The 17848-nt window shown below is 71.5% G+C and carries 18 protein-coding genes, 1 tRNA gene and 1 pseudogene; 6 read left to right on the forward strand and 14 right to left on the reverse strand.

The window, feature by feature from the left end:
* Window positions 1-32 precede the first annotated feature (32 nt).
* The 4 genes and pseudogenes from D7M15_RS13575 (at window position 33) to D7M15_RS13590 (ending at window position 6353) form a co-directional block, all read left to right on the forward strand.
* Window positions 33-2651, forward strand: coding sequence for a heterodisulfide reductase-related iron-sulfur binding cluster (locus D7M15_RS13575; protein WP_121517750.1), 2619 nt, complete (start codon window positions 33-35; stop codon window positions 2649-2651).
* Between the two features lie 262 nt (window positions 2652-2913).
* Window positions 2914-4077, forward strand: a complete 1164-nt coding sequence (locus D7M15_RS13580) for a cation:proton antiporter (RefSeq protein ID WP_121520738.1) — start codon at window positions 2914-2916, stop codon at window positions 4075-4077.
* Between the two features lie 115 nt (window positions 4078-4192).
* Window positions 4193-4768, forward strand: a pseudogene (locus tag D7M15_RS13585) (winged helix-turn-helix domain-containing protein); the annotation flags it as partial.
* A 205-nt stretch (window positions 4769-4973) separates the two neighbouring features.
* Window positions 4974-6353, forward strand: coding sequence for an MFS transporter (locus D7M15_RS13590; protein WP_240649639.1), 1380 nt, complete (start codon window positions 4974-4976; stop codon window positions 6351-6353).
* 49 nt (window positions 6354-6402) lie between these two features.
* On the opposite strand, the gene D7M15_RS13595 is transcribed toward D7M15_RS13590, so the two are convergent.
* Window positions 6403-7887 carry a S41 family peptidase gene (locus D7M15_RS13595; protein WP_121520740.1) on the reverse strand — a complete coding sequence of 495 codons (1485 nt, stop codon included), beginning with the start codon at window positions 7885-7887 and terminating at the stop codon, window positions 6403-6405.
* 465 nt (window positions 7888-8352) lie between these two features.
* Here D7M15_RS13595 and D7M15_RS13600 point away from each other — a divergent pair, with 465 nt between their 5' ends.
* Complete coding sequence (locus D7M15_RS13600) at window positions 8353-9393, forward strand: Yip1 family protein (protein ID WP_121517753.1); 1041 nt, start codon at window positions 8353-8355, stop codon at window positions 9391-9393.
* A 180-nt stretch (window positions 9394-9573) separates the two neighbouring features.
* Here D7M15_RS13600 and D7M15_RS13605 read toward each other — a convergent pair whose 3' ends face one another.
* The 5 genes from D7M15_RS13605 to D7M15_RS13625 all read right to left on the reverse strand — a co-directional run bounded on the left by D7M15_RS13605 (window position 9574) and on the right by D7M15_RS13625 (window position 12977).
* A complete protein-coding gene (locus D7M15_RS13605) occupies window positions 9574-9975 on the reverse strand; it encodes a nuclear transport factor 2 family protein (protein ID WP_240649299.1) in 402 nt (133 codons plus the stop codon).
* 157 nt (window positions 9976-10132) lie between these two features.
* On the reverse strand, window positions 10133-11158 hold the full coding sequence (locus tag D7M15_RS13610) for a nitroreductase/quinone reductase family protein (RefSeq protein WP_121517754.1): 1026 nt from the start codon (window positions 11156-11158) through the stop codon (window positions 10133-10135).
* 347 nt (window positions 11159-11505) lie between these two features.
* Window positions 11506-12003 carry a phosphoribosyltransferase gene (locus D7M15_RS13615; RefSeq protein ID WP_121517755.1) on the reverse strand — a complete coding sequence of 166 codons (498 nt, stop codon included), beginning with the start codon at window positions 12001-12003 and terminating at the stop codon, window positions 11506-11508.
* Between the two features lie 20 nt (window positions 12004-12023).
* Window positions 12024-12599 carry a dCTP deaminase gene (dcd, locus tag D7M15_RS13620; RefSeq protein WP_121517756.1) on the reverse strand — a complete coding sequence of 192 codons (576 nt, stop codon included), beginning with the start codon at window positions 12597-12599 and terminating at the stop codon, window positions 12024-12026.
* A 108-nt stretch (window positions 12600-12707) separates the two neighbouring features.
* Window positions 12708-12977 (reverse strand): hypothetical protein, encoded by a 270-nt coding sequence (locus tag D7M15_RS13625; RefSeq protein ID WP_121517757.1) that lies wholly within the window; start codon window positions 12975-12977, stop codon window positions 12708-12710.
* Window positions 12978-13207: 230 nt separating this feature from the next.
* On the opposite strand from D7M15_RS13625, the gene D7M15_RS13630 reads away from it, so the two are divergent.
* Window positions 13208-13281: transfer RNA gene (locus tag D7M15_RS13630), tRNA-Gly, on the forward strand.
* 51 nt (window positions 13282-13332) lie between these two features.
* On the opposite strand, the gene D7M15_RS13635 is transcribed toward D7M15_RS13630, so the two are convergent.
* The 8 genes from D7M15_RS13635 to D7M15_RS13665 all read right to left on the reverse strand — a co-directional run bounded on the left by D7M15_RS13635 (window position 13333) and on the right by D7M15_RS13665 (window position 17834).
* The gene (locus tag D7M15_RS13635) at window positions 13333-14475 is read right to left on the reverse strand and encodes a tyrosine-type recombinase/integrase (protein ID WP_121517758.1); all 1143 of its coding nucleotides are present in this window, start codon (window positions 14473-14475) and stop codon (window positions 13333-13335) included.
* Complete coding sequence (locus tag D7M15_RS13640) at window positions 14475-14693, reverse strand: helix-turn-helix domain-containing protein (RefSeq protein WP_121517759.1); 219 nt, start codon at window positions 14691-14693, stop codon at window positions 14475-14477. Before D7M15_RS13640 ends, D7M15_RS13635 begins: the two co-directional genes overlap by 1 nt.
* Window positions 14687-16087: a replication initiator protein RepSA gene (gene repSA / locus D7M15_RS13645; RefSeq protein WP_121520744.1), complete on the reverse strand. Its 1401-nt coding sequence runs from the start codon at window positions 16085-16087 to the stop codon at window positions 14687-14689. The genes D7M15_RS13640 and repSA overlap by 7 nt, the downstream gene beginning before the upstream one ends.
* A gap of 4 nt (window positions 16088-16091) precedes the next feature.
* Entirely contained in the window at window positions 16092-16286 is a 195-nt protein-coding gene (locus D7M15_RS29010) for a hypothetical protein (RefSeq protein ID WP_121517760.1), read from the reverse strand.
* Window positions 16286-16483, reverse strand: coding sequence for a hypothetical protein (locus D7M15_RS28450; protein ID WP_165906252.1), 198 nt, complete (start codon window positions 16481-16483; stop codon window positions 16286-16288). Before D7M15_RS28450 ends, D7M15_RS29010 begins: the two co-directional genes overlap by 1 nt.
* A 93-nt stretch (window positions 16484-16576) precedes the next feature.
* A complete protein-coding gene (locus D7M15_RS13655; protein WP_121517761.1) occupies window positions 16577-16927 on the reverse strand; it encodes a hypothetical protein in 351 nt (116 codons plus the stop codon).
* Window positions 16928-16941: 14 nt separating this feature from the next.
* Window positions 16942-17127, reverse strand: a complete 186-nt coding sequence (locus D7M15_RS13660) for a mobile element transfer protein (protein ID WP_121517762.1) — start codon at window positions 17125-17127, stop codon at window positions 16942-16944.
* Between the two features lie 20 nt (window positions 17128-17147).
* The gene (locus D7M15_RS13665) at window positions 17148-17834 is read right to left on the reverse strand and encodes a DUF2637 domain-containing protein (protein ID WP_121517763.1); all 687 of its coding nucleotides are present in this window, start codon (window positions 17832-17834) and stop codon (window positions 17148-17150) included.
* Window positions 17835-17848: the final 14 nt, after the last annotated feature.

Raw genomic sequence — 17848 nt, forward strand, 5'->3', positions numbered from 1 at the left:
TAAAACGCTCGCCGCAGGTCCGAGGAGCCCCCATGCAGCTCACCGCGATCATCGTCTCGCTGGTGCTCGCCGCGGTCGGCGTCGCGCTGTTCGCGCGCGCCATCGCCCAGATCTACCACGCCGTGAAACTGGGCCAGCCCGTCCCCGCGGGCACGCGTACCGACGAACCGGCGCAGCGCACGCTCACCCTCGCGCGCGAGTTCCTCGGGCACACGCGCATGAACCGTTGGGGGATCGTCGGCTTCGCCCACTGGTTCGTCGCGGTCGGCTTCCTCACCCTGGTCCTCACGCTCGTCAACGCCTTCGGGCAGCTGTTCCAGGCGGACTGGGTGCTGCCGGTAATCGGCGCGTGGACGCCGTACGAGATGTTCATCGAGTTCATCGGGCTGATGACCGCGCTGGGCATCCTGACGCTGATCGTCATCCGGCAGCTGAGCAGCCCGACGCGGGCGGGCCGCAAGTCCCGGTTCACCGGCTCCAAGACAGGTCAGGCGTACTTCGTCGAGGCCGTCATCCTCGTCATCGGCGTCTGCATCCTCACCCTGCGCGGGCTGGAGGGCGCGCTGCACCACGTCGAGGGCTACGAGGCGGCGTACTTCATCACGTACCCGCTCGTCACACTCTTCGACGGGATGAGCACGAACGCGCTCCAGAACACGGTCTACCTGGTCGCGATGGTCAAGATCGGCACCTCCTTCGTCTGGATGATCGTCGTCGGCCTCAACACCAACATGGGTGTGGCCTGGCACCGCTTCCTCGCGTTCCCCAACATCTGGTTCAAGCGGGAGGCCACGGGCGGTACGGCGCTGGGCGAGCTCCAGCCGATGACGTCCGGCGGCAAGCCCATCGACTTCGAGACGGTCTTCGACGACGAGGGCGGCGAGGAGACGCAGTTCGGCGTCTCCCAGGTCGAGCACTTCTCGTGGAAGGGCCTGCTGGACTTCTCCACCTGTACGGAGTGCGGCCGCTGCCAGTCGCAGTGCCCGGCCTGGAACACGGGCAAGCCGCTGTCGCCCAAGCTGCTGGTCATGTCGCTGCGCGACCACGCGCACGCCAAGGCCCCGTACCTGCTCGCGGGCGGCGGCAAGGACGCGGAGGGCGCCGAGAAGGCCACCGCCGAACAGCTGCGGGACGTACCCGCGACCGCGCTCGCGGAGGCCGAACGGCCCCTGATCGGCACCGCCGACGACGGCCCCGGCGCGCTGGGCGGCGTCATCGACCCGGACGTGCTGTGGTCCTGCACCACCTGCGGCGCCTGCGTCGAACAGTGCCCGGTGGACATCGAGCACGTCGACCACATCGTCGACATGCGCCGCTACCAGGTGATGATCGAGAGCGCCTTCCCGAGCGAGGCCGGGACGATGCTCAAGAACCTGGAGAAGAAGGGCAACCCCTGGGGCCTGGCCAAGAAGCAGCGGCTGGAGTGGACGAAGGAGCTGGAGAAGGAGACCGGCTTCGCCGTCCCCGTCGTCGGCAAGACCGTCGAGGACCTGACCGAGGTCGAGTACCTGTACTGGGTGGGCTGCGCCGGTGCCCTTGAGGACCGCGCGAAGAAGACCACGAAGGCCTTCGCGGAACTGCTGCACATCGCGGGCGTCTCGTTCGCCATCATGGGCGGCGACGAGAAGTGCACGGGCGACTCGGCGCGGCGGCTCGGCAACGAGTTCCTCTTCCAGCAGCTCGGCGAGGAGAACGTGGCGACGCTGAACGCCGCGTTCGGTGAGGACGACGGCGACGACGGCGAAGGGGCGACGCGGCTGCCCGCCGCGAAGAAGAAGATCGTCGCGACCTGCCCGCACTGCTTCAACACCATCGCCAACGAGTACCCGCAGCTCGGCGGGCACTACGAGGTCGTGCACCACACGCAACTGCTCCAGCACCTCGTGGACGAGGGGAAGCTCGTACCGGTCACCCCCGTCGAGGGCCTCATCACCTACCACGACCCGTGCTACCTGGGCCGCCACAACAAGGTCTACACGCCGCCGCGCGAGATCATCAGCCGCGTCCCCGGCCTCCGCAACGAGGAGATGCACCGCCACAAGGAACGCGGCTTCTGCTGCGGCGCGGGCGGCGCCCGGATGTGGATGGAGGAGCGGATCGGCAAGCGCATCAACAACGAGCGCGTGGACGAGGCGCTGTCCCTCAACCCGGACATCGTGTCCACGGCGTGCCCGTTCTGCCTCGTGATGCTCACCGACTCCGTGAACGGGAAGAAGGCCGCCGAGGACGGGCGGGCGAAGGAGAACCTCCAGGTGGTGGACGTGGCCCAGCTGCTGCTGGACTCCGTACGGACGCCGGAGGTCGAGGCGGAGGCGGTGGAGCCGGAGCCCGAACAGGTCGTCGAGGCGGAGCCGAAGGCAGTGGCGGCGGAGCCGAAGGCTGAGCCGAAGCCCGAGGCGAAGGCGGCTGAGCCCGAGCCGAAGGCTAAGCCGGTGACTACGGAGGCGGCTCCGGAGGAGGCGCCCGCGAAGCCCGAGGCGGAGAAGGCGGAGGCCGAACCGGCCGAGCCCCGCGCCGAGGCGGAGGCGGAGCCGGAAGCGGCCCCGGACACGGCGGAGGCGACGGAACCGGAGGCCGCGAAGGCGGACGACGCCACCGCCGAGGACTCCGAGCAGGACTCCGGGGAGGGGCCCTCGAAGCCCGCTCAGTAACGGGGAGACCAAGGCCGAGGCCGGTCCGCGCGCCGTGGCGCGGGACCGGCCTTTGCCATGCCTATGGTCTGACGTGCGAAAAAGTCCAGGTCAGATACTTTGGTAAAGTAACCATTGGCCTTTACTTGACCATTGCTTGACTCTACGGACGCCCCAGGAGGAGTTATCCGCTCGCTGACGCGCGCCCTCGTACGCCCGCCCGTCCCCGTACTCCCCAGCCGGGGGAGGTGACGACGTGGGCCACGCCGACACCCTGCTCGCCATGGGCGGCGCCTTCATCGCCGCCGCCGTCCTCGCCCGGCTCGGCGGCCGCATAGGGCTGCCGACGATCCCCCTGTTCATCCTGGCCGGCATGCTCCTCGGCCCGCACACCCCCGGCTACGTGCTGGTCCACGACCCGCACGAGCTGGAGATGCTCTCGGCCCTCGGCCTGGTGCTGCTGCTCTTCTACCTCGGCCTCGAATTCCACATGGACGACCTGAAGACCGGCGGCCGACAGATGGCGCTCGCGGGCGGCGCGTACCTCGCGCTGAACGTGTCCGCCGGGTTCGGGTTCGGCATGGCCCTCGGCTGGGGTCTGTCCGAGGCGCTGGTGCTCGCGGGTGTGCTGGGCATCTCGTCGTCGGCGATCGTCACGAAGGTGCTCGTCGACCTCGACCGCATCGGCAATCCCGAGTCGCGGCCGATCCTCGGCATCATCGTGGTCGAGGACATCTTCCTGGCGCTGTACCTCGCCGCGCTGCAACCCGTCATCTCCGGTGCCGACAGCGTGGGTTCGGCGGTGGCGCAGGGCGGGAAGGCGTTCGGCTTCCTGCTGCTGCTGGCGGCCGCGGCACGGTGGGGCACCAAGCTGATCGGGCGGCTGATCGCGACGAAGGACGACGAGCTGCTGGTGATCTCGTTCCTTGGCGCCGTCGTGCTAGTCGCCGGGATCGCGGAGGAGTTCGGGGTCGCGGACGCCATCGGGGCGTTCATGGTCGGCCTGATGCTGGGGCAGACCGGCTCCGGCGACCGCATCAGGGAGCTGGTGCACCCGCTGCGGGACGCGTTCGGGGCGATCTTCTTCTTCGCGTTCGGGCTGTCCATCGACCCGGGTGACCTGCCGCTGGTGGTGTGGCCGGTGCTGATCGCCGCCGTGATCACCGTCGCGATGAACGTGCTGGCCGCGCTGGTCGCCGCCCGCATCTACGGCTTCGGGCGCGGCCCCGCGGCGAACGTGGCGACGACGCTGCTGGCGCGCGGCGAGTTCGCGCTCATCCTGGCCACGATGTCGGCCAACGCCGCGCTCGACGAGCGGCTCGGCCCGTTCATCGCGGGATACGTACTGGTGCTGGCCGTGCTCGCACCGCTGGCGGCGGGGCGTTCGCACTGGCTGGCGCGGTACCTGCCACGCATAGGCGAGCAGAAACCCGTCACGACCGGCTGACCGGCCGGGGGCGGCGGTGCTTCCCGTACCACCGCGCCACTGCGGAAGCTTCTCTGCGGAGACTTCTTTGCAAAGAACTCTTTGCGGAGAAGTCTCCGCAATCTATGGTGCCCGTATGGCTGCCCCACACGACGACTCCGTCGTCCTCGACGCCAAGGGCCTGCGCGCCCTGGCGCATCCCCTGCGCGTGCAACTGGTCGGTCTGCTGCGGAAGTTCGGCCCGTCCACCGCCTCCCGGCTGGCCGAACGGCTCGGCGTCAACTCCGGTACGACCAGCTACCATCTGCGGCAGCTCGGCGCGGCGGGCTTCGTCGAGGAGGACACCACGCGGGGGAACGCGCGGGAGCGCTGGTGGCGCGCGGTGCACGAGCTGACCCGGTTCGACGGTCTCGACCTGATCGAGCAGGAGCCGGACGCGGCGATGGCGTACCTGACGTCCGTCGCCACCGCCGACGCCATGCGCGTCCAACGCGTGCTCAACGAACTCCGGACGATGCCCACCGAGTGGCGCGCGTCCTTCGACATGAGCAGCTGGCCGCTGCGGCTCACCCCGGAGGAGGCCGAAGCGCTCCAGGACGAGCTGCGGTCGGTCGTCGAACGCCACCGGCGGCCCGACCCCGCGTACGGCGACACCGAACCGCCCGACGCGGAACGGGTGACCGTGGTCGTCCAGATCCTGCCCGAGCCGGACGACGCGGGACCGGACGACGGCCACCACGGTGACCACGAACCTCACGGCGACCATGAACCTCACGGCGACCATGAACCTCACGGCGACCACGAACGTGACCGCGACGGTGACGGAAGCGGCAACCGTAATCGCGACGGTGACGGAAGCCGGGCCGGTGGCGCCGGGCACGACAGCGGCGGCCGCGCGCCGCGCGCGCGGTAACCCGGTGGACGGCGGCTCCGGCCACGGCGGCCGGATACGGGACGTACGGCGGCTCCGTCCGCTGGCGGCGCTCCTCGCGGCGACGGCCGTGGCCCTGACCGGTACGCGCGTCTCCGCGATCGCGCTACCGTGGTTCGTCCTCGTCGACACCGGCAGCACCACCCGGACCGGGCTGGTCGCCTTCGCCGAGATGGCGCCGTACGTGCTGGTCAAGGCGTTCAGCGGGCCGCTCGTCGACCGTACGGGGCCGCGCCGCGTGTCCTGGGCGACGGACGCGGTCAGCGCCGGTGCGGCCGCCGCGGTGCCGCTGCTGCACTCCGCCGGGCTGCTCACGTTCTGGCTGCTGCTGGCGCTCGTCGCCGTCATCGGCGCGGCCCGCGGACCGGGCGACCTGGCCAAGGAGGTCATGGTCCCGGAGGCGGCCGAACGGGCCGGGGTACGGCTGGAACGGGCCACCGGCCTCTCCGGCGTCACCGAGCGGCTCGCGGGCACCGTCGGCCCGGCGGTGGGCGGTTCGCTGGTGGCGCTGGTCGGCCCGGTCACGGGCGTGGCCGTCAACGCGGCCTGTTTCGCGCTCGGTTCGGTGCTCGTCGCGGCGCTGCTGCCACGCGGCATGGGCGACCGTACGGACCCGGCCGCACCCACCGAACCAACCGACGGTGCCGACAGCGCGGACGGTACGGCGTACGACCGGGCGGACGAACCCGGCTACTGGCGGCGCTTCGCGGAAGGCTTCGCCTTCCTGCGCCGCGAGCCGCTGATGCTCTCCGTCATCGCCATGGTCGGCGTCACCAACCTGCTCGACGCCGCCTTCACGTCCCTGCTGCTGCCCGTGTGGGCGAAGGAGTCCGGCAACGGCCCCGGCGCCCTCGGTCTGACCGGCGGCGTGGGCGGCGCGTCCGCGGTCGTCGGCAGCCTGGTGGCGACGGCCGTCGCGCACCGGTTGCGGCGCAGGGCGGTGTTCTTCGGCGGGTTCCTGCTGGCCGGGGCGCCGCGGTTCCTCGTACTGGCGGCGGACGCCCCGCTGTGGGCGGTGCTCGTGGTGTTCGCCGTCAGCGGCTTCGGCTCCGGCTTCCTGAACCCCGTGCTCGGCGCGCTCCTCTTCGAACGGGTGCCGCGTCGCCTGCTGGGCCGCGTACAGGCCCTGGGCGACTCGTTCGCCTGGGCGGGCATCCCGTTGGGCGGGCTGCTCGCGGGGGCGGCGGTGGCCTCGTTCGGTCTGGTGCCGGTGCTGGTCGCGGGCGGTACGGCGTACTTCCTCACCACGAACCTGGCCGGACTCCGCCCGGAGTGGCGGGAGATGGACCGGTCGCGGGGCCGGAACGCCGCCCCGGACACGACCTCCGGCACCGCTCCCGGCGCCGCCCCCACCGTGCCGGGCTGACCCCCGTACCGACCCGGCGGACTGGCGGGCGGTGGCACGCGGCGGCGTCTCAGTCGCCGCCGCCGGGCAGGACGTCCAGCGCGCGGTCGAACGCCGAGTCGCGGCCGTGCTCGAACTCCTCGTCCGTGAAGACCGGTTCGGAGAGATCCGGCGGGATGCCGGGCCCGTCGAACGTACGGCCGTCGCGGGTACGGAACTCCTCGTTCGGCACGCCGAGCCGCCAACCGTTGGGCAGCGCGCGGTCGAGCACGTCGGAGAAGACGCCCTGCGTCGGCGCGCCGATCCGCACCGTACGGCCCGGCCGATCGAGCAGCGCCTGCGTGAACGACTCGCCCGCGCTCACCGTCGAACCGCCCGTCAGCACCGCGACCGGCCCCGCGTAGCGCGGCACCCCCGGCGCCGGTACGACGTACTGCGGCTGCGCGCGGGTGAAGTGCCCGGGATCGTCCGGGTCGTTGCGGGCGGCCTTGGCGTACGCGAAGTGCGTACGGTCGGTGAGCCGCGACGCGAGCCGCAGGCCGAGGCCGTCCGCGCCACCGCCGTTGACGCGCAGGTCGACGACCAGGCCGCGCAGGCGCGCGGTGCGGTCGGCGGTCAGGACGGAGTCGAGCGCCCGGTCGAGGGCTGCCCGCTCGGCGGCGTAGCGGCCGTCGGGGTGCTCGCCGTCGGAGTAGCCGATGAAGCCCGAGACCCGCAGGTAGCCGCGGTCGCCGGGGAGGTCGGCGTAGCTGACGCGGCCGTTGGCGTACTCCGTCAACCCGCCGCCGTCCAGGTCGTGTTCCTCGATGTGGCGCTTCACCTTCGCGTCCAGCTCGGCGGAGGGCGCGGTGGTGCCCGGCCGGGTCTCCGCGAAGAACCGGTCGGCGCCGTCGGTGACGCTGACGTGCGCGTCGTGCAGCGGGGCGAGCATCTCGCGGAAGACGGCGAAGAGTTCGTCGTCGGTGGTCCCGTCGTCGACCGTGGGGCGGTGACGGTCGCGTACGGCCTGCCAGTCGACGTCCTTGGCCGCGAAGAACGGGTAGTTCTCGTGGAACGTCCGCCAGAACACGTCGAAGGTCGCCACCGGGTCGTCGGGCGCGTCCCCGGTGCAGGCGGCGGGCAGGCCGCCCCGTACGCGCGCCATGTCCTGGTGGCCGGGCGAGCCGTCCGTGGACAACCGCGCGCCGGTTCCGGTTCCGCTGTTGGCGCCGCCGCCGGTGCGTACGGTCAGGCGGCGGCCGTCCGCCATCGTGTACGCGGCCCAGCCGGGCCCCCGCGCCGTACGCCGCGCGGTCTCCCCCTCGACGCAGCTCACCGAGGTCGTCTGGTACCTCCGCAGCACGTCGCCCTCGACCGACACCAGCGAGCCGTAGCCGTCCGTACGCCAGACACCGTCCAGCCCCTTACCCGTACTTGTGCCCGCACCGGGCCGTGGGCCCGACTCGGCGCGGCCGCCCGGGAGTTCGCCGGCGGCCGCGGCGGCGGGCAGCAGCGCGCCGCCCGACAGGGCGAGCAGCACACCTCCCGCGACGACGGCGGGCTTCCTGAACAGCATGATCACGCCTTCCCCTCGTTCCCCTGTGGCCCCGACACCGCCCGGCACCCGCTGCGGGGCCGCCCGGCACGCTCCATGCTCGGCCGCCCGCGTCCCGGGGTGACATCCCGCTGACCGGCGCATACGGGGTGGGGGCAGCCCCCGTGCGGTACGGGGGACCGGCATAGGTCGGGGCTGCCGTGACGGAGGGGGTCGTTGGGGTCACCGTGACGATGGGAGCGGTGGCGACGCGCGGGCTCGTGTGGGGTCCGCGCCGCAGCGGGTGGCCTCCCGTTCGGAGTCCGCCGGAGCGCGCCGGAGCGCGGCAACAGGCGCGGCCACGGTGCCGTACACCCCCTGGCGCCACCACCCCGGTGGGGCTGCCCCCACCGGGTCCCCCTAGGGGATGTCACAGGTCAGCGGCGATGCCCGGCCATTCCCCATCGCCGTGGTCCCCGAGTGCGCCGGACACGGTACGTTCGACGGGTGGCTGGATTCAGGATCGGACGCGGCCGGGACTCCCGGAACGCGCAGCAGCGGCAGCATCCCCCGCACGGCGCCCCTCCGCAGGGCCCGCCGCCGGGTGGCCAGTACGGGCAGGGCGGGCCAGGTGCCCAACCGCCGTACGGCCCCGGCCCGAGCGCCTACGGCAGCGGCCCCCGGCAGGGCGCCCCGGGCGCGCCCCAACCGCCGTACGGGCGGCAGGGCGGCGGCTGGCCCCAGGCGGCCGGCGGACACGGCGCGCACGGCGGGCAGGGGGGACACGGCGGGCACGGCGAGCCCGAGTACTTCGGCGACCCGTACGGCCCCGCGCACGGCGGCCCGGGCCACGGGCCCGGCCACGACCCGTACGCCAACAACCCGGGCCACACGCAGTCGTTCAGCGTCCAGGACCCGTACGGCCAGGGCGGTGGCGGGCAGCACGGCGACGGCTACACCGACGGCGACACGTACACCGCCGGTCAGCCCCCGGCCGTACCCGCCGGGCCCCGGCTGCACTGGAAGGACCTGCTGCGGGGCATCGTGCTGCGCCCCAACGCGACGTTCTGGCAGATGCGCGACTACGCGGTGTGGGGCCCGGCCCTCGTCGTCACCTTCCTCTACGGGCTGCTCGCCGTCTTCGGCTTCGACGAGACCCGCGAGGACGCGCTTAACGCCACGCTGACCACCGCCCTCCAGTACGTGATCGGCACCGGCGTCGCGATGGTGCTCATGGGGCTGATGCTGGGCGCGGTCACGCACACGCTGGCCCGCCAGTTCGGCGGGAACGGGACGTGGGCGCCGACGATCGGGCTGTCCATGCTGATCATGTCGATCAGCGACGCGCCGCGGCTCCTCGTGGCGATGTTCGCCGGTGGCACCGAGACGGTCGTACAGGTGCTGGGGTGGGTGACCTGGCTCGCGGCCGCCGCGCTGTTCACCTCGATGGTGAGCCGCTCGCACGACCTGCCGTGGCCGAAGGCGCTCGGCGCCTCCGCGGTCCAACTGGTCGCCCTGCTCGCCCTGGTGAAGCTCGGCACGCTCTGACGCACACCGGTCGTACCGCACTCACCACACGTACCACTCGCACCGCCCGTACCACTCGCACCACCCGTTCCGCACCACGCCACCGGGACGGCCCCGCCGACGCCCGCCCCCAGCCGCACCGGGGGCGGGCGTCGGCACGCCCGGGGCGCGCGGCACCGCCCCGGCGCCGCGCCCGCACGGTCACATGGGCTCGGCGTACGGGTGGCGCCAGGCCGGGGCCGACTCCGCACCCGGGCTCGTCCAGTACTCCCGGGCCCGTACGACCACTCCCTCCCGCACCGTCCAGAAGGACGCCGCGTGGAACATCCCGAACTCGGCGTGCGGCACGTCCACCTCGGAGACCACCGTGTCCCCGTCCGCGACGACGCGCCGCACCCGTATCTCCCAGCCCTCCGGGTACTCGCTGTTCACCGCGAGGAAGTTCGCCCTGCCGACCATCCGCTCCGCGGTGACCGGCCACTCCACCACCACGTCCTCCGCGAGCAGCGCGCCCAGGCCCGCCCAGTCGCGCGCCTCGACGCGCCGCCACAGCTCCGCGACCACCGCCGAGGGCGCCCGCCCCACGGAATCCGCCTGTTCCACGGCCCCTGCCTCTCCCACAGCCGCCCGCCTCCCGCCGCACCCGCACCGCGTACCGACGTCGTGCCGTACCCGACGCCATGCCCGCAAGCGTGGCACGCGCCACTGACAACGGGCCGGGCCCGGCGGACCCCGCGTCCGGGCGGGCGACCGGGACGGGTCACCTGCCGGGCGGCCACGGGACGGCGGCGAGGGCGGGGAGCAACGACTCCTCCTCGTGGTCGAGGTGGGCCTCCAACTCCGCGGACATGCGCGCCAGTTCGGTACGGAACCGCTGCGGGTCGGCACCTCCCAGGTCCGCGAGGAGGGCGAGGAGCGCGTCGTGGACGCGGGCGACCGTACGGTGCTCGCGGCCCAACCGTTCGAGTGTGTCGCGCAGTTCGGGGTGGTGGCGCGCGACGACGGGGAAGACGTGCCCGTCCTCGGCCGTGTGGTGGAACTGGAGCGTCTGGCAGAACGCCAGGCAGTGCTGCCGCAGTTGGAGCCCGAGTCCGGGCGCGGGCGGCTCGGCGCCGGGGCCGCCGTACGTGCCCTGCCCGGCGTACGCCTCCCGCGCCTCGTACGCGGCACGAGCGGCGAAGTACGCGTCGGCCTCCGCCCGTACGTGCCGCAACTGCGCCCGCAGCCAACGGTGCACCTCGACGAGCTTGTCCGCGAGGGTGGTGACCTCGACGGACGCGGGCTGGTCGCCGGGCCGCTCCGTGGCGTCCGGGGCGGCGGGGGTGTCCGGGGTGGCGGGGGCGAGGACGACGACGGGCAGCGTACGGGCCGTACGCGCCTGGTGGTCCGCGTATCCGGAGTCCACCCGTACGGCGTGCGCGAACAGCCGGTCGCGCCGGTCGCCCTCCGCGGGCACCGCGATCGCCTCGAACTCCCCCGCACCGGTGTCGACCCGTACCAGCGGGTGGGCGAGGAGGTTGTGGTACCAGGCGGGATGCCGGTCGGCGCCCAGGTCGGACGCGACGACGTACAGCAGCCCGTCGTGGCGGACCAGGCCGAGCGGCACGGTGTGCGCGGCACCGGAACGGGCGCCGGTGGTCGTCAGCAGGAGCAGCGCGCTCCCGGCGGACGGGCCACCGACACGGCCGCCGTTCGCGCGGAACTCGTCGATGACGGACCGCTGGTACGTCGCGGGGGTGCGCGGGGGCGGGGGCGTGTGCGGGGACTTGCGGGCAGGCGTGGGCATGGGTGTGGGCACTCCAGAGCAGCGTGACGCGCGCGCCGCGGCGCCCGTGGGGCGACGCGAGGGCGCGGCGTGGAAAGGGGGAGAAGAGAGGGCGGGAAGGAGGAGCCGGAAGGCGAACGGCGCGGTGTCACGCGCCGGTTCACGCCGGGCTCAGCCCGCGGAGTGTGTACGCATCGCACGTTCCCTCGGCGACAGGTGCTCGCCCGGCCACCGACCTGCCCACTGCTCTCCGGTCGGCGCCACGCGGCACGCGCTCATTACAGCCACGGGGCCACCGCGATGTCAACGCCGAGCCCCGGCACGACCCGCGGGCCCGTTCCAGGCACCCCGCCCCGCGCGAACGCCGCTCAGGCGTCCAGCACCTGCCCGTGCCGCCGTACGACCGGGGGCGCCACCGACCACGGGAAGTTGATCCACCGGTCCGTGCGCTTCCACACGTACTCGCAGCTGACCTCGGACTGCGGCTTCTCGTAGATGACGGCCGTACGCACCTCGGCCACGTGCTCGGCGCAGAAGTCGTGGACGAGCTTCAGGGTGCGGCCGGTGTCCGCCACGTCGTCCGCGACGAGGACCTTCTTGCGGCTCAGGTCCACCACGTTGGGCACGGGCGGCAGCATGACGGGCATCTGGAGGGTCGCGCCGACGCCCGTGTAGAACTCGACGTTCATGACGTGCAGGTTCTTGACGTCCAGCGCGTAGCCGAGGCCGCCCGCGACGAACAGCCCGCCGCGCGCGATGGAGAGGATGATGTCCGGCTCGAAACCGTCGTCCGCCACGAGCTGCGCCAACTCGCGTACGGCCTGCCCGAACAGCGGATACGTGAGGTCCTCGCGCTCGTCACCCATCGCGCTCGCCAGCCCCGCTCTCAGATCTGCGTACGGTGGAAGTTGAGGTACGAACGGGACGGTGTCGGCCCACGCTGGTCCTGGTAGCGCGAGCCGTAACGCGCGGACCCGTACGGGTACTCGGCCGGTGACGACAGCCGGAAGAGGCAGAGTTGGCCGATCTTCATCCCCGGCCACAGCTTCATGGGCAGCGTCGCCACGTTCGACAGCTCCAGCGTGACGTGCCCGGAGAAGCCCGGGTCGATGAAACCGGCGGTGGAGTGCGTCAGCAGGCCCAGCCGACCGAGGCTCGACTTGCCCTCCAGCCGGGACGCGATGTCCTCGGGGAGGCTGACCACCTCGTACGTCGACGCCAGCACGAACTCGCCGGGGTGCAGGATGAACGGCTCGTCGCCCTTCGGCTCGATCGCCCGCGTCAGGTCGGGCTGCTCGACGGAGGGGTCGATGTGGGGGTAGCGGTGGTTCTCGAACACGCGGAAGAAACGGTCCAGCCGGACGTCGATGCTCGACGGCTGCACCATGGCCGGATCGTAGGGGTCGATCCGCACCCGTCCCTTGTCGATCTCGGTACGGATGTCCTGGTCGGAGAGAAGCACGGGCCGAGCCTACGCGTACGGCGCGGGCCCGGCCCAATCGGACCCGGCCCGCGCCGTACTCCTCAGCGGTGGGCGCCGCGTCGCGCACGCGGGCGGACGCGGCGGCGGTCAGCGCTCGCGGTGCGTACGGGCGCCCGCGTCGGCGTGCGGGCCGACGGGCGGGCCCGCGTGCGCGTCGGACCGCCGATGCGTGTCCGAACGCCCGTGCGCGGGCGCGGACTTCGGCACCGGTACGGGGACCGCCTGCCGCAGCCGCGCGCAGCGCGGACACCGCAGCAGCCGCCCCGGACCGATCCGGTCGGCGCCGAGGTTCTGCATCGGGAACGTCGAGGTGCTGAACTCGTGCCCTTCGGCACAGCGGACGACGGTGGACTCCATCGTTTCCTCTCCCCAGGTACGTGAACGACAAAAGCCACGCTAGGGGATGGAACGCCCAACTCCCGTACCGGCACTCCGCCCACCGTACGCTCTCCGGCCACCCCGCCCCCGCCCCTCACGGCCCCTCGCGTCACCTGCCCCGAACAGCACAAAGACCCCTCGGCCTGTGCGCCGGGGGTCCGCCATGAGGTACAGTGTCCCGCGTTGAGAGGGCTGCGGAGCAGCGTCTCGCGGGCGTAGTTTAATGGTAGAACATGAGCTTCCCAAGCTTATAGCGCGGGTTCGATTCCCGTCGCCCGCTCCATGACAAACCCCCAGGTCATCCGACCCGGGGGTTGTTTGCTGTCAGCGGTGATCACTCACCACGTGCCAGATCCGTGCCAGAAGACCGGCGCATCCGGCGCACCGACTCATCAAGACCGGCAGCGACCTCGCGTTGACGCTCATCGTCGGAGTGTTGGTAGATCAACGCCGCCTTTTCCGAGGACTGGCCCGCACGGACCATCGTGTCTTTGAGCGTGGCACCCGAGCGCGTGGAGAGCGTATGCCCCGTGTGTCGAAGATCGTAGAACCTGAAGTCGTCTGACATGCCGACAACGTCACGAGCCCGACGCCAGGTTCGACCGAAGGTGCTGCGCCGGAACGGGGCACCGCGCTCCCCGACGAACAGCAGTCCGCGAGGCCCGAACTCGGCGTACAACTCCATATGGGCACGCAGCTCCGATCGCAGGAAGCCGGGTAGCACCACGGTCCGAGTACCCGCCTCCGACTTGGTGTCGCCCGGAGCGCGACGACCGTTGGTTCGTTCCGGCTCGGCACATCGCACCGTGATCGTCATAGCGCGTACATCAACATCCCGCCGACGAAGCGCCGCCAACTCCTCCGGACGTAGCGGTCCGTACGCCCCAAGGAACACCATCAAGCGCCACCTGGTACCGACCGCGCGGGCCAGGGCATCCACCTGAACCACGGTCGCGATCCTCCGCTCGGCCGCTTTCTCGATTCCCGCACCCTTGATCCGGCACGGGTTCCGCTTGATCAGCTCATCGTCCGTTGCGGTTTCCATGACCGCTTTCAGCAGCCGGTACGACTTGGCCACGGTCGTTGCTCCAGTGGCTTTAAGTCGTTCGGCTCGCCAGGTGCGCACGCGCGGCGGGGTGATCTCATCCAGGTCTAGGTCCCCAAGGGCCGGCGCGAGATGTTGCGACAAGAGACGCCGATAGAGGTCTTCAGTTGTAATCGACAAGCCGCGTTCGCTAATCCATTTCAGCGCGTATTCCGCGAAGTTCACGGTCCTGGAATCCGGGTTTTCCCATTCACCGCGCCGAATTTCAGTCTGCTTCTCGGCAAGCCAATCATCGGCATCGACGGTGGCCGCGAAGGTCTCCGGAGCAGGTCGCATGACGCCATCCGGCCCGGGATAGCGAGCCTGGTACCGCCCGGAAGGCAGCTTCCGGATCGCACCAAAGCGGCGACGCCTCCCCCTGTTATTCGCCATTAGGCAGCCCTCCCGTAGCGAGCCCGCGATCGACAGATCGGAGTAACGGTATGGGAGGCGATGAACTGCTGAACGGCACTTTCAGGAATGCGAACGTGTCGACCAACCTTGACGAAAGTGATCCGTCGTTCTTCAATCAGACGGCGAGGGAATCGGATTGTCGTGCCGAGGATTTCCGCGACTTCCTGCACAGACAAGAGCTTTTCCACGGTCACCATTCCCCCTCATGGTCGTTGATCACGGTGCGTTGTTGGCGTGCGGTTTCGCGGTTGGCGGTGATGTCGCGGTGGATGGTGGCGGCGAGCCAGGATTCGCCGGGGGTGTGGCCGTGTCCGGCGTAGGTCCAGTGGGTGAGGGTGAGGGTGGTCGCTTCTTCTGGTGTGTCGTCGGGGTTGGGGAGGCCGAGGGCTTCGCGTTGTTGTGTGGCGCGGTAGTCGGCACGGGTCTGGCGCAGCGCGCCGAGGGTGGTGGAGTAGGTGCGGGACTTGGTGGAGAAGTGGCCGCGGAAGCCGAGCATGTGGGCCCAGTCGCGGAGTCGTCGTTCGGGGTAGGCGGGGTGGAGGTCGAGGCAGGCGGCGATGAGTCGGGCGGGGTGGTCGGGGATGTCGAGTAGGGCGATGGCTTCGTGGCTGCCGATGCGGTGGTCCACGGTGCCGGTGGTCTCGGCGGCTTTGGTGGCGTACTTGGCGACGTAGGAGGCGACGGCCTGTTCGGTGAGGTCTTCGCCGTTGCCGAAAGCGCCGATGGGCTGCACGTCGATCTGCTGCCCCCAGCGCAAGTCCCGTTCGGGCAGGCCGTGTTCGTCAACGGCCGGGATGGTGACCTGGACGCGTGCGGCGGCGGCGCGGATCGCCGCGTCGAGGAGGGCTGTGGTTGCCCAGTGCGGGGGCGGGGTGTCGGGGCCTTCGGGGCCGTCGAAGCGGATGACGGCGTGGAAGTGCACGGCCCCGCGCTTCTGGTACTCCGCGACCTTCCCGAACGACACCCGGCATTGTTCGCGGGCGGCTTTCTGGGTGAGTCCGGCGCGGGCGGCGATCTCCCGGCGGAGGTAGATGGTGAAGCGCTGCCACAGTTGGGAGGCGTGGTTGTTCCACAGCACCGCGCCCGCGTAGTCGTACGTGCCTGGGTCGAGGGGTGTGCCCAGGGCGGGGTCGGTGTCGGTGTGGCGGGTGCCGCAGCGGCAGGGCCGGTTCCCGGGCCGGTTGTGGACCGGGCCGAACGAGGGGGCGGTGAGGGTGGCGAACACCCGGGGGTGGTCCCGCACGGCGGGGGTGACGCCCTTGGTGTCGTCGCCGGTGAGCCCGGCGCGGATGAGGTGGAAGGTGTCCCCGGCATACGTCCAGGCGCAGGCGGGGCAGCGGGAGGCGCGGCGGTTGCCGCAGGCGATCCGTAGGCGTCCGCCGGGTTCGGTGTCGGTGCTGTAGTGGTGCAGGACCTCACCCGTGGCGCGGTCGCGGGTGACCGTGCCGCCGGTGAGGTGGATGGGGTCGGAGCAGCCGCCGGTGCGGCGGATCTGGTCCTGCCAGCGGTCGAAGCCGGGGGCCCCGGCGACCCGGAGCGCATCGCTCAAGGTCGCCGGGGCCAGGCCCGCCGAGGTGGCGGTGTCCGTCATGTGGTCACCCACCCTGCCGGTTGTGGGCGGGGCCGTGGTTGGCGGTCCAGCCCTGGACCAGGAGGGCGACTTGTGCGTCCCCGTTGGCAGTGGCCGAAGCGCCGCAGTGGCAGCGTGCGGATGCGGTAGCCGGAGCCGAGGGCGCGTTCTTGGTGACGTGCAGGCCGGGGCGGTCCTGGGACGGAGTGAGGTCAGTCATCAGGCCACCTCGGTCCGAACCGGGAGCGGAGTGTTGAGGCGACTGCGGCGGGTGCCGGTGCCGTGGCAGGTGCGGCAGTCGACGGGGACGGTGGTGCGGGTGCCGTCGGTGTGGCGGGTGCCGGTGTCGATGTGGACGCGGGGGAAGCCGTCGCAGTTCGGGCAGAACCGTGCGCGGGCAGGGGTGGGCTGGGTCATGATGGTGGTGTCCTTTCGGATCTTCGGGTCTGGAAGGGGATGGGCCGTCCGGGGCGGCGAAAACTTGCCGGTTGAGGCCGCCCCGGAGGGCTGTTACAGGTGCTTGCGCGGGCGCCGTACGGGGCGCTTGCCGGGCCGTCCCTTGGTCGCGGGGCGGGGCTTGGTCTTGCGGCGGGTGGGGCGGGTGAAGCTGTAGCCGATCCCGCAGCTCGCGGTGAGGACCGCGACCATGGACGCGGCGATGATCTGGGCCACGAAGGCGATCACCAGCAGCACGACCACCGTGCCGACCGTGATGGTGAAGGCGAGCAGGATGGGGCCCTTGTAGGAGCGGGGCGCTTCCTGGACGATCACGACTTTCCGCAGGTCGGTGCCCGGAGGCATCCGGCGGTAGAGGTCGGTGGGGATGTGTCCGGCGCGGAGCTGTTCGTCAGGCAGTCGCATGACAGGGGTCCTTGTCAGGTGCAGCGATGGGTACGAGCGGCGAGTTCGGCCGCCGAGCGGTCGGTGTAGTCGGCGGAGAAGCCGCAGCGGGGCGCGGTGCACGCGGCGGTGTGCTTCTCCAAGCCCCGGCGGTTGCGGTAGCTGCCGACCTGGACCGGACCGAAACGGCGCACGTCGTAGAAGCGGTTCGGACGAGACATTCGGTCAACCTCCTTTCATCTCAAGCGAGTTGAGCGGCGATGGCATGGGCGAGTGCTTCCGGGACACCGAGCCGGGCACGGAGGGTGCCGGTGTCGATGTGCTCGCCGGTCCGCACACGGTGAGCCTCTGCGAGCTTCCGGGCGTGTTCGATCAGCGCCGGAGGAACACCCGACGCCGCAGCAGCCGGAACAGGAACCGGAGGCGGTGCGGGGGCCGGGGCTTCAGGCAAGGCCGGAACGGGCTCCGACTCGGGGAACTGCTCACGCTCGGCCGGAGACTCGGGCACGGGGATCTGTTCCACCTCGGGCACCACCGGGGCCGCGTCCTGCACCGGGGCAGGTGGGGCGGTGTGGGCGAGAAGGGTTCCGCCGAGGAACGCCAGGGCGGGCCATCCGGCGACCAGGATGCGCAGCCAGTCCGGCACGTTCTCCAGATCGAGGAGCCCGGCGGTGGCGATGTTCGCGCCGAGTGACGCGGCGAGCGCGATCATGAACCAGCACCACGCCGCGACCTTCTCCGAGCCGGTGCGCAGCCGATGCCACGCGGCGACGAGCAGCAGGTCAACCGAGATGGGGTAGGCCCAGGCCTTCCAACCGTCCTGCCCGGCAGCAGCGGCGAGGTCGTGCAGGTGGGCGAAGGACAAGGCCCCCGCGATCACCGCCTGTACGAGTACCGCGTCCAGCCGGAACGGCAGTTTGCGGATCATGTCGTCACCTCCTT

It is taken from the genome of Streptomyces sp. Z26, assembly GCF_003665095.1.
In the GTDB taxonomy this organism is placed as follows: domain Bacteria; phylum Actinomycetota; class Actinomycetes; order Streptomycetales; family Streptomycetaceae; genus Streptomyces; species Streptomyces phytohabitans.

What these genes read in the sequence shown, in the direction of transcription:
- D7M15_RS13575 (WP_121517750.1), top strand. Translation starts at nt 33, where the DNA reads ATGCAGCTCACCGCGATCATCGTCTCGCTGGTGCTCGCCGCGGTCGGC.
- D7M15_RS13580 (WP_121520738.1), top strand. Translation starts at nt 2,914, where the DNA reads ATGGGCGGCGCCTTCATCGCCGCCGCCGTCCTCGCCCGGCTCGGCGGC.
- D7M15_RS13595 (WP_121520740.1), bottom strand. Translation starts at nt 7,887, where the DNA reads ATGCTGTTCAGGAAGCCCGCCGTCGTCGCGGGAGGTGTGCTGCTCGCC.
- D7M15_RS13610 (WP_121517754.1), bottom strand. Translation starts at nt 11,158, where the DNA reads ATGCCCACGCCTGCCCGCAAGTCCCCGCACACGCCCCCGCCCCCGCGC.
- D7M15_RS13615 (WP_121517755.1), bottom strand. Translation starts at nt 12,003, where the DNA reads ATGGGTGACGAGCGCGAGGACCTCACGTATCCGCTGTTCGGGCAGGCC.
- D7M15_RS13625 (WP_121517757.1), bottom strand. Translation starts at nt 12,977, where the DNA reads ATGGAGTCCACCGTCGTCCGCTGTGCCGAAGGGCACGAGTTCAGCACC.
- D7M15_RS13635 (WP_121517758.1), bottom strand. Translation starts at nt 14,475, where the DNA reads ATGGCGAATAACAGGGGGAGGCGTCGCCGCTTTGGTGCGATCCGGAAG.
- D7M15_RS13640 (WP_121517759.1), bottom strand. Translation starts at nt 14,693, where the DNA reads ATGGTGACCGTGGAAAAGCTCTTGTCTGTGCAGGAAGTCGCGGAAATC.
- repSA (WP_121520744.1), bottom strand. Translation starts at nt 16,087, where the DNA reads ATGACGGACACCGCCACCTCGGCGGGCCTGGCCCCGGCGACCTTGAGC.
- D7M15_RS29010 (WP_121517760.1), bottom strand. Translation starts at nt 16,286, where the DNA reads ATGACTGACCTCACTCCGTCCCAGGACCGCCCCGGCCTGCACGTCACC.
- D7M15_RS28450 (WP_165906252.1), bottom strand. Translation starts at nt 16,483, where the DNA reads ATGACCCAGCCCACCCCTGCCCGCGCACGGTTCTGCCCGAACTGCGAC.
- D7M15_RS13655 (WP_121517761.1), bottom strand. Translation starts at nt 16,927, where the DNA reads ATGCGACTGCCTGACGAACAGCTCCGCGCCGGACACATCCCCACCGAC.
- D7M15_RS13660 (WP_121517762.1), bottom strand. Translation starts at nt 17,127, where the DNA reads ATGTCTCGTCCGAACCGCTTCTACGACGTGCGCCGTTTCGGTCCGGTC.
- D7M15_RS13665 (WP_121517763.1), bottom strand. Translation starts at nt 17,834, where the DNA reads ATGATCCGCAAACTGCCGTTCCGGCTGGACGCGGTACTCGTACAGGCG.